This window comes from Sulfuricurvum sp. (assembly GCF_028688295.1).
In the GTDB taxonomy this organism is placed as follows: Bacteria; Campylobacterota; Campylobacteria; order Campylobacterales; family Sulfurimonadaceae; genus Sulfuricurvum.
In genome coordinates this window covers 1-9,945 of sequence record NZ_JAQTYM010000074.1, presented here as the reverse complement: position 1 = coordinate 9,945, position 9,945 = coordinate 1, and the positions used below count along the sequence as shown (strand labels likewise).

At 44.2% G+C, this 9,945-nt stretch carries 10 protein-coding genes; all 10 read left to right on the top strand.

Annotated elements, in window-relative coordinates:
* Positions 1-362 (top strand): cytochrome C (locus PHR02_RS11740; protein ID WP_299992285.1); only part of this gene is annotated, 362 nt, incomplete at its 5' end.
* Positions 363-381: 19 nt separating this feature from the next.
* Entirely contained in the window at positions 382-1,491 is a 1,110-nt protein-coding gene (locus tag PHR02_RS11735; RefSeq protein WP_299992284.1) for a cytochrome b/b6 domain-containing protein, read from the top strand.
* A gap of 7 nt (positions 1,492-1,498) precedes the next feature.
* Entirely contained in the window at positions 1,499-1,873 is a 375-nt protein-coding gene (locus PHR02_RS11730) for a periplasmic heavy metal sensor (RefSeq protein ID WP_299992283.1), read from the top strand.
* Complete coding sequence (locus PHR02_RS11725) at positions 1,866-2,537, top strand: response regulator transcription factor (RefSeq protein WP_299992282.1); 672 nt, start codon at positions 1,866-1,868, stop codon at positions 2,535-2,537. Before PHR02_RS11730 ends, PHR02_RS11725 begins: the two co-directional genes overlap by 8 nt.
* Before the next feature lie 3 nt (positions 2,538-2,540).
* Positions 2,541-3,740: an ArsS family sensor histidine kinase gene (locus tag PHR02_RS11720; RefSeq protein WP_299992281.1), complete on the top strand. Its 1,200-nt coding sequence runs from the start codon at positions 2,541-2,543 to the stop codon at positions 3,738-3,740.
* A 163-nt stretch (positions 3,741-3,903) separates the two neighbouring features.
* Positions 3,904-4,263 carry a hypothetical protein gene (locus tag PHR02_RS11715; RefSeq protein WP_299992280.1) on the top strand — a complete coding sequence of 120 codons (360 nt, stop codon included), beginning with the start codon at positions 3,904-3,906 and terminating at the stop codon, positions 4,261-4,263.
* Positions 4,260-5,444, top strand: coding sequence for a TolC family protein (locus PHR02_RS11710; RefSeq protein ID WP_299992279.1), 1,185 nt, complete (start codon positions 4,260-4,262; stop codon positions 5,442-5,444). The genes PHR02_RS11715 and PHR02_RS11710 overlap by 4 nt, the downstream gene beginning before the upstream one ends.
* Positions 5,444-6,487, top strand: a complete 1,044-nt coding sequence (locus PHR02_RS11705; protein ID WP_299992278.1) for an efflux RND transporter periplasmic adaptor subunit — start codon at positions 5,444-5,446, stop codon at positions 6,485-6,487. The genes PHR02_RS11710 and PHR02_RS11705 overlap by 1 nt, the downstream gene beginning before the upstream one ends.
* Positions 6,487-9,546: an efflux RND transporter permease subunit gene (locus PHR02_RS11700; RefSeq protein ID WP_299992277.1), complete on the top strand. Its 3,060-nt coding sequence runs from the start codon at positions 6,487-6,489 to the stop codon at positions 9,544-9,546. The genes PHR02_RS11705 and PHR02_RS11700 overlap by 1 nt, the downstream gene beginning before the upstream one ends.
* Entirely contained in the window at positions 9,543-9,830 is a 288-nt protein-coding gene (locus PHR02_RS11695; protein WP_299992276.1) for a DUF3240 domain-containing protein, read from the top strand. The genes PHR02_RS11700 and PHR02_RS11695 overlap by 4 nt, the downstream gene beginning before the upstream one ends.
* Positions 9,831-9,945 lie beyond the last annotated feature (115 nt).

The following is a 9,945-nucleotide window of genomic DNA, read 5'->3' as shown; positions in this document are numbered from 1 at the left end:
ATATGGCCTATCAACCGCAATTTTTGCCGAAACGTTCGTGGGATAAGACGATGAAGACGTTGGATAACCATTTCGGAACCGATGCTTCACTGGATCCGCAGGATCACAAAAGTATTCAGAATTATTTGGCATCCCATGCGTCTAAAAACGATCAGGTTGTAGACATCAGAGGTGCCGTAGCTCTACGAATATCTGAAACCCCCTATTTTGTTCGTGAACATCGAGAAGTCACTAAAAAAATGGTGACACAGCCAGAGGTCAAAAGTTTCGCGAATTGTAATGCTTGTCATACCCAAGCAATAAATGGAAGCTACCGTGAACGCGAAATTCGTATCCCTAATTACGGACGTTGGGAAGATTGATAGACGATAGGAGTCAACGATGAAACGCTTATATGTATGGACACTTCCTACGCGGATATTTCACTGGTTATTTGTTGTAGGAATCGTAGCCGCTTGGATCAGCAGTGAAGAAGATCGATGGTTAAATACCCATGCCGCGATCGGGAGTGCCGTCGGTGTATTGGTACTCTTTCGGATTATGTGGGGGATAATGGGACCGAAATATTCCCGTTTTGGTGACTTTAATCTCTCTATTAATGCGTTGAGGGAGTACCTGTCATCGCTTTTGAACCCCTCGCGTCGATATATCGGACACAATCCGGCGGCAAGTTATGTGATGGTCGCGATGCTCATAACGGTAGCTCTTGCTACATTCAGCGGCATGTTTGCCTATGGTGTTGCGGAGAACAGAGGTGTTTTGGCATTTCTGCATTCAGGGCTTTTTCGGGATATGGAAGTATTTGAAGAGATTCACGAGTTTTTCGTCAATCTCTTATGGGTTTTGATCGCGGCACATGTGGGGGGAGTGTTGGTTGATCGGCTCTTGCACAAAGAGGACCGTACTCTCACCTCTATCATCGACGGACACAAAAATATGGAGGGGGAGAGTGCTGTTTTATCGTGGTACCAAAAAATACTCGCGGCTTTTGGTATCGGCGGTGCGATTGCACTTCTCATCTATGCTCTGAGCATACCGAATAACCCTATTGTCGCGGGGTATAATCAAAAGGTTGAATACGCAAAAATCAACCCTATTTTTGTCAATGAATGCGGTTCATGCCATACCCTCTATCCTCCGACGCTCTTAGCGAAGGAGGGGTGGAGTAAATTGATGGGGGATTTATCGAACCATTTCGGCGATGATGCTTCGCTAGATCCCGTCGATGAGCAATCCATACGTGAGTATCTTTTGGCACATTCGGCAGAAACCTCTACTCAGGAGATGTCATTCAAAATGGTGCAAAGCCTCGAAAAACGCGATATGATAGCAATAACACAAACCCCGTTTTGGAAAAAAAGACACCATCATATTTCGGAAGAGATTTTTAAAAGCGATAAAGTAAAAAGCCGTGCAAACTGCAAAGCCTGTCATAGCGATGTAGAGCAGGGGACAATCGAAGATAGCGCGATTAAAGTGATCACAAAGTGAGGTTATAATGAAGTGGATTATAGTGTTGGCGATGTTCCTCTCTCTCTGCGCTTATGGGGATGACGATCATCATCGGTTTCCGATGGATCTGCATGATTTGGCTCTGACAAAGCAGCAACTTCGAATCGTTGAAGAGGCGATGAAAGAGTACCAATATTCAAATCGCCGATTCCACCAGCGCAGTGGAAAAGATCAAGAGGCGCTCAATGCACTGTTTTTAAGTTCGTCGTTTGATTCGGAAGCCTTTCGAGCAAAAAGTTTGGAGAGGGAGAAAGCGTCGATTGCGATTCGGACCAGGTTGCTTGAGAAGCTCCATAGTGTTTTGAGCTCTGAGCAAAAACGGCGATATATTCACCATTTGGAGGAGTGGGACAATGACTAGAAAAGTGCTTCTGATCGAAGACGATCTCCCGCTCCAAGAGTTGATACGCTCTTTTTTAACATCGTACGACTTTGAGACCGCCGCGTATGCTGATCCGAAAGCCGCGTTAGCGTGTCTGTTGGAAAAGAAAGAGGTGTTTGACATTGTCGTTTTGGATTTGATGTTACCGGGGATGGACGGATTTGATGTCGCCAAAATGATCAAAAGCCGTCTCGACATTCCGATTATTATCTCCTCCGCACGAACCGACATCGGCAATAAAATCTACGGTTACGATTTGGGAGCCGATGATTATCTCGATAAACCGTATGAACCTCGCGAACTGGTGCTCCGTATTGAAGCGGTACTGCGTCGATACAGTCGAAAAAATGAGCTGGTTATATCGGATTTTACGATTGATGAACCCAATAAATCACTCATGATGGAGGGGTATCCGATCGATTTAACACGGATCGAATTCGATATATTTCTCCTGTTGCTCAAACATCGGGGTAAAAATCTCTCCCGCGATCAGATCATCGGCTCTTTGGGGCTTGGTGATGAGACAAAACACCGCACTATCGATATGCACATCAGTAATATCCGCCTCAAAATCGGCGATGATGCCAAAGAACCCCGCTATATTAAATCGGTGTGGGGCATCGGCTACAAGTTTATGGGTTAACGTATGTCTATTTTTACTAAAATCACCTTTTTATTTCTCATCAGTTTGACCCTTATGGTGGGTATCGGGTACAAGATAGATACGATCAATACCGAAAAATACGAAGCGATTGTTCTTCAAAAATACCTTTTGGACGGTCGTAAGATATTCAGATGGATGGCGACATCGACCGCCGATGAGCTAAAAGATGAATTTCGGACGCTGAATCTGGTGAAAATCGCTCCCGTAACACCCAAAAAAGTCCTTATGCGTCAGTCGCATACGTTTGGATTGATAGAAATTTTCAAAGATGAAAGGAGCGAATACATCCTCCATATCCGCTATATCGATGATGATATTTTTCTTCGGGACACAACCCTCCAAGAGGTGCTCAGAGAGGGGTGGATACTCAATGCGTTGGTGGTCGCCGACATAGTCGTTTTGGCGGTGATATTTATCCTAATTTTGCGGATGTTATCTCCACTCAAAGCGATTACGGGAAGTATGCGCCGTTTTGCCCTCGGAGAATATCATAGCCGAAGCGCCATAGCGTCTCGTGATGAGATAGGGGAGGTGGCACGAAGCTATAATGATATGGCACAAACCATCGAGAATATGATCCTTTCACGTGAAGAGTTGCTGCGCGATGTCGGGCATGAACTACGTACCCCCATCGCGCGTGGGATGTTTGCACTCGAAGCCCTCGAAGAGTCAAGTGCACGCGAGACCCTGAAGCACTCGTTCAAAGAGCTCAATCAGCTGACGCGTGAACTTTTGGAAATAGAAAAACTCCAAGCAACCGACACGATGCAATTAACGCCGTTCACTGCTGAGACACTCGTTATGGAAGCCCTTTCGAAACTGTATATCGACGATGAATCGAAGATAGCGGTCAAAATCAATGATAATTTTACGTTAAGAGGGGACTTGCACTATCTATCGTTAGCCCTCAAAAATCTCCTCGACAATGCGCTGAAATATGCCGATCAATTTCCGATTATTTTGGAAGTGGATTTTAATCGTATCAGTGTACTCAATCACGGGAAGCCGCTCGAAAAAGAGTTCAGCTATTTTCTCACCCCCTTTACCCGTCAGGAACGCTCACGCACCTCTGAAGGGTTTGGTCTTGGGCTGAATATCGTCAGTAAAATCGTATCAAAACACGGCTATACACTGCGCTACGCCTACGAAAATGGACGGCATAATTTTACTATTGAGATATAAAATTATAGGATATGGAGGGATTAAATGATCTCTCTGATAGCAATCAATTTGTCTAAAATATCAAAAAAACGATCAATGAATCAAGGGTTGAAATACTTCTCATGATTTTCTCACCGTGAATACGTAAGATTACGTTATAACATTTATTATAAGGATTCTATTGATGAAAACACTTGCATTTCTCGCTTTGATTCTATGCTCATTATCTTTATATGGAGCAATGGGTTCATCTGTTATGGTTCCTACGCAAGAACATCTGAAGTTTACTTTTGGAAACCATAAAAATCATCCTGTGCAAAAACTAGAAGAGCGTCAATATTTACGTTCAATTGCACCGATGAATGAGTTACAAATTAAACATAAGCTTTCATTAGAAGGGTATGTTGCGAGTAATATTCAACTCCGTGATATTGCTTCTGAACTCGTTTATCAAGTCCATGCGACAGATGTTCAAAAAAAGTCTTTAAAACTTTTTGTTGATCCTTCAAATGGGGCAATTTTAAAAATGGAATCTATTCAATGAAATATATATGGCTCTATAATGCTGTTTTAATACCTTTTTTAGGACAGGCGATAAGTTTTAATGATCTTTCTGAACGTGCCTATACTGGTTCTGGCGAACTTATTCAATCTCATGGACAGATGGAGGCAATCGGGTTTGAAAAGGCTTCGGTTCTTGCAGGAGAACCTTTGAGTATTGAGACATCCGGACGAAAAATTAATGCGAATGATCGTGCAGACAACGGCATGGAATATGGGGTAATGGTTGATTATACCTTGAAGACACCATCGCTAAAATCGGCACAAGCGTATGAATTTGAAGTTCAAAAAAAGATGACTCAGCATGAGATGTTTGTCCAAAAAGGGCAGATACAAGTCGTATTAAAACGTTCTTGGCTTATGTATCAGCTTGAGCAGGAAAGAAGTGTAATCCTAACTCAAAAACGTGATTTTTCTTATAAAGCTTACCAAGCAGGAGAGAAAAAATTCAAAGCCGGTCGATTGTCGCAGATGGAACTTTTACGTTTAGAAAGTGACTATCAAAGCACACTTCAAGAAGTCGCTGCGGTTCTCATGGAAGCTGAACATGCACAACACTACTTGAAAGAATCGGTTATGTCACACGATGAAGTAATAGTTGATGATATGAAGTTCGATTTTATTCAATCTGCTACTTTAGAGGAGCATGTCAATAATGCACCGTTGTTAAAGGTATTGAATATTCGTATCGAAGCATTAGATGCTCAAATCTCTACCTTACGTCATTCTACAATCGAATCAGTTTCGCTTGGGCTTGGAATGACACAAGAACCTACACAAAACAGTGTCGATTTTCGTCTTTCCATACCATTGGCATTCAGCAGTAAAAATGAGAATAAAATTGCCGCTTTAATGAGTGAACGTAGTGCTTTAGTCCATTTACGAGAAGTAAGTAAACAAAAGATTCAAATCAGTGTTGCTGGATTAGTAGAACATTTAAAAGAGCGTGAAGAGAGAATCAAAATTTTGAGAGAAAACGAAAAAAATTATGAGACTCTTTTCATCATAGCGCAAAAAGGGTATGAGGGTGGGGTAATCGGTCAGTTTGAATATCTTGCTTCAAAAAACGCCTATTATGATGCACGCTTACGAACACTACAAATTAAACAAAATTACATTGAAGAGATGTCTGTAATCGAAGAAAAAATAGGGGGAATTTGGTAATGAAAAAAAGTTTATTAGGACTTATGCTAGCCACGGCGGCAATGGCTCAAATCACGATAAGTGACGCGCAAATGAAAAAATTGGGGATTACAACAGGAACTGTCAGCATCAGCAGTACCGCTCTCATTGGACCCCTTATTGCTAAAATCGATTACGATGAAGATAAATCCAAAAGCTACTTTCTCGATCAAGAAGCTTCTGTTGTTTCTCTTAATGTCCGACAGGGTGATCGTGTCCAAAAAGGGCAAACATTATGTTCAATCTCTTCTCCTGCATTGATAGCAAGCTATTTTGAGCTTAAAGATCTCCGTAATCGCTATCGGGCAATCCAAAATAATGCCGCAAAAGATGCACTCCTCTACAAAGAGGGTGTCATTTCCTATCGCGATTATCAAGCCAGCGAGCTCGAAGCTTCTAGCTTGCACTCTCGTATTTCTACATTAGAGAGTCAGTTTAGTATTGCAGGGGTTCGTGTGGAGAAAAATGGTACACTCAACGTCATCGCTCAAAAAAGGGGAGTCATTACGGATGCACCCCTTGCCGTTGCGGAGAGAATCCTCCCTTATCAGCCTTATTTTAGAATTTCAGATTCGCAGGCGATGGTAGCGATGATTAATGTCACTCCCAACCTCATTTCATCAATTTCCAAAGGAGATACTGTTCTCTCCAAAGATAATAGCCATCCAATTGGCACTATAATTTCCGTCTCTCCTTCCATTAGCGGTTCTACCAACTCAGCTATTGCCATTGCCCGTGTTCGTGATCCGCAGCTGCGTGCTGGGACAACGGTCGGTATGTTCATTTCTGCCTCAAAGCCCACCGCATCTATTTTGATCCCATCGCAGGCATTGACGCAGTTTGGTGGAAAAACTATCTGCTTTATTCGAAATACAAAAGGATTTAAAGCTCAACAACTTCTGATTTCGGCTACAACCAAAGAGGGAGTTTTAGTACGACAGAAGGGAATTGATGCCAATACCAAAGTTGCCATCAGCGGGCTAGTGATTTTAAAAGGCGCAATGAGCGGATTGGGTTTTGAGTAATGTTGCGCTCCATTATCGAGTTTTCACTCAAGCAACGGATTGTTATTTTACTGATGGCCTTCGCGATCCTTATCGCAGGGGTCTATTCATTTCTTAAAATTCCGATCGATGCGTTCCCTGATATCTCCTCAACGCAGGTAAAAATCATCCTAAAAGCGCCGGGAATGACCCCTGAAGAGGTCGAAATGAGAGTTGTTCGACCACTCGAAGCAGAGCTGATGGGTCTGGAAAACCAAAGTATGCTCAAAAGTACCTCAAAATACGGTATTGCCGATATTACGATCGACTTCAAAGACGGCACCGATGTTTATCGTGCCCGTGCACAGGTTTCTGAAAAGCTCACCTCCGCGATGAGCTCACTCCCCACAGGGGTCAATGGAGGGATGGCACCCATCACGACTCCATTGGGTGAGATGTTTATGTTCACTATCGAGGGAAATATCAGCCAACAAGCCAAACGCGAATTACTCGATTTCACGATTCGTCCCGCTCTGCGCGGAGCTAAAGGGGTTGCAGATATCAATGCCCTAGGCGGTGAAGCACGCACCATCACCCTTGTTCCCGATGTTAGTGCTATGGGACGACTGGGAATTACCATCTCCACACTCGAACAAGCACTCGCCGAAAACCTCAAAAATGATGGTGCGGGGAGACTCGACCGGGGGGATGAGGGGTATCTCGTCAAGGTGCAAAGCGGTGTCCAGAGCAAAGAAGAGATTGGCAACATCACGATCCACTCCCATAACGGTCCTATCCGGATCAGTGATTTTTGTGCCATTACGGAAGAGTCGCGCACCAGGATGGGATTCGTGACCAAAGACGGCATCGGAGAGACAACCGAGGGGCTTGTCATGGCACTGCGCGGAGCGAATGCTAAAGAGAGCATTATCGATATCAAAGAGCGTCTGGCGCTATTAGAGCCCACCCTTCCCAAAGGGGTCACAATCGTCCCTTTTTACGATCGCAGTGAACTCACTCAAAAAGCGGTTGATACCGTCTCCAAAGCCCTCACCGAAGCAGTCGTGCTCGTCGTCATCCTCTTGCTCCTCTTTTTAGGAGACGTGCGTGCAGCCATCAGCGTGGCAGTGATTCTCCCATTGGCCCTCTCTATCGCCTTTATTCTCATGCGCTATTTCGGGATAACCGCTAATCTCATGAGTTTGGGTGGTTTGGCCATTGCGGTTGGGATACTGGTCGATTCGGCGGTCGTTGTTGTAGAAAATACTTTTGCGGCATTGGGTGAAAAAGATCAGAAACTCCCGAAACTTCACCTTGTCTATCGTGCCACTAAAGAGGTCAGTATTTCGGTGTTTAGCGGCTTGCTTATTATCTCCGTCGTCTTTTTACCACTTCTTTCACTCGAAGGGTTGGAGGGAAAACTCTTTGCTCCTGTGGCGATGACCATCGTCTTTGCATTGATGGGTTCACTCGTCCTCTCACTGACTGTCATTCCTGTCGTGGCCTCATTGTTGCTCAAATCGACTCCGCATCATGAGACACGGATCGATCTGTTTTTTGCCCGTCTTTATAAACCGTTGCTCTCTTTTGCCCTTAATCGTACCAAAACACTCTTTATCGGGGCAATTATTTTTCTGCTCCTCAGTTTTTCCCTCTTTACATTGGTGGGTAAAACCTTTATGCCGACTCTTGATGAGGGGGATATTATTTTGGCTGTAGAGCCTATCCCCTCTATTTCGCTCGAAGCCTCCAAAGAGCTCAATCTCGCTATCCAAAAAGTGCTACTTAAAAATATCCCGGAGATCAAAACGATTGTTGCTCGTACCGGGACAGATGAAATGGGTTTGGATCCGATGACCCTCAACCAAACCGATACTTTTTTGATCCTCAAACCCAAAGAGGAGTGGAAGGCAGCGTCTAAAGAGGAGATCCTTGACAATATCACTCTGGCTCTCAAACCATTTGTTGGGGTGGGATTTAGCTTTACCCAACCTATCGATATGCGTATCTCTGAGATGCTCACTGGTTCGCGCGGAGATTTAGCCATTAAGATTTTCGGTCCCGACATCAATACCCTTAATACCCTCAGTGCTCAAGTGGGAACTCTTTTGGAAAAGATTCAAGGCTCCAGTGAGGTAATCGTCACCCTCAACGAAGGGATCAATTATCTCACGGTAACTCCTGATCGTTTTGCCACTGCCAATACGGGGGTAAGCAGCGGTGAGTTGCAACAATTTCTCAAAGCCTCTTTAGAGGGGATTATCGTCGATACGTTAGCTGAGGGGAACATCCGTACTCCCGTCATGATCCGGCTTGAGAGTGACATTGCCAAAGACTATGACAAATTCAGCGCACTCGAGATTCCTCTCATGGAGGGGGGAAGCGTCCCCCTCGCTAGTGTTGCCAATATTACCCAAACCGAGGGACCTGTACAGGTGATTCGCGAAAACAACGAACGGCTCAGTGTGGTACGCTCCAATGTTGAGAACCGGGATTTGGTTGGATTTGTCGAAGAGGCAAAACAAAAAATTAACACGACAATTAAACTGCCCGATGGGTATCACATCACCTACGGAGGACAGTTTGAAAATCAGCAGCGCTCTTCGGCACGGTTGATGGCAGTGGTTCCTGTGAGCATCGTAGTGATTTTCTTTATCCTCTTTTTTACATTCCGTTCGGTGAGCACCACCCTGCTCATCTTACTCAACATCCCTTTTGCGATCACAGGGGGGATCATCTCCTTGTTTATCAGCGGAGAATATCTCTCTGTCCCTGCATCGGTCGGTTTTATTGCCCTCTTTGGAATTGCCGTACTAAACGGGGTCGTCATGGTGAGCTATTTTAACACCCTGCTTTCCAATGGGTACACTATTGATGAAGCGGTGAGTGAAGGGGCACGCAGACGGCTTCGCCCTGTACTGATGACGGCGTTTATCGCTGCACTCGGGTTGCTTCCATTGCTGTTTGCTACCGGAGTCGGAAGCGAGATCCAAAAACCGCTCGCCATTGTAGTGCTTGGGGGATTGGTCACATCAACGATTCTTACCCTCCTGATTCTGCCGCCTGCTTTTAAAATGATCTATAATCGAGGACAAAAATGAATTTGAGCAGTATGGATATATATTTTGAAATTGCCAATAAAGATACTTTAGTTGATTTATTATTGGAAGAAGGATATGATGATTTCTACTTTTTCCCTTGCAAACGCTATAGCGCGACAGCACTTTTAAGGAGTGATGAAGAACAGGTAAGTGCAAGGCGGGATTTTGGATTGTTTCGTCTTTTTATGCATGAAACCGAAGCTCTAGTGCTCTCAGCAGCTATTAAAAGAGAATTGAAAGACAAAACGATCAAAATATTTATGAGCGGAGCGAAAGAGTTATAAATGCGTATTCTAATAGCTGATGATGAACCGGAACTCTTGGAACTATTAGGCCTCTCTTTGCAAAATGGTGTATGGATTATCGATACGGCTGGAGAAGTAGAAGATGCAAAAGGGC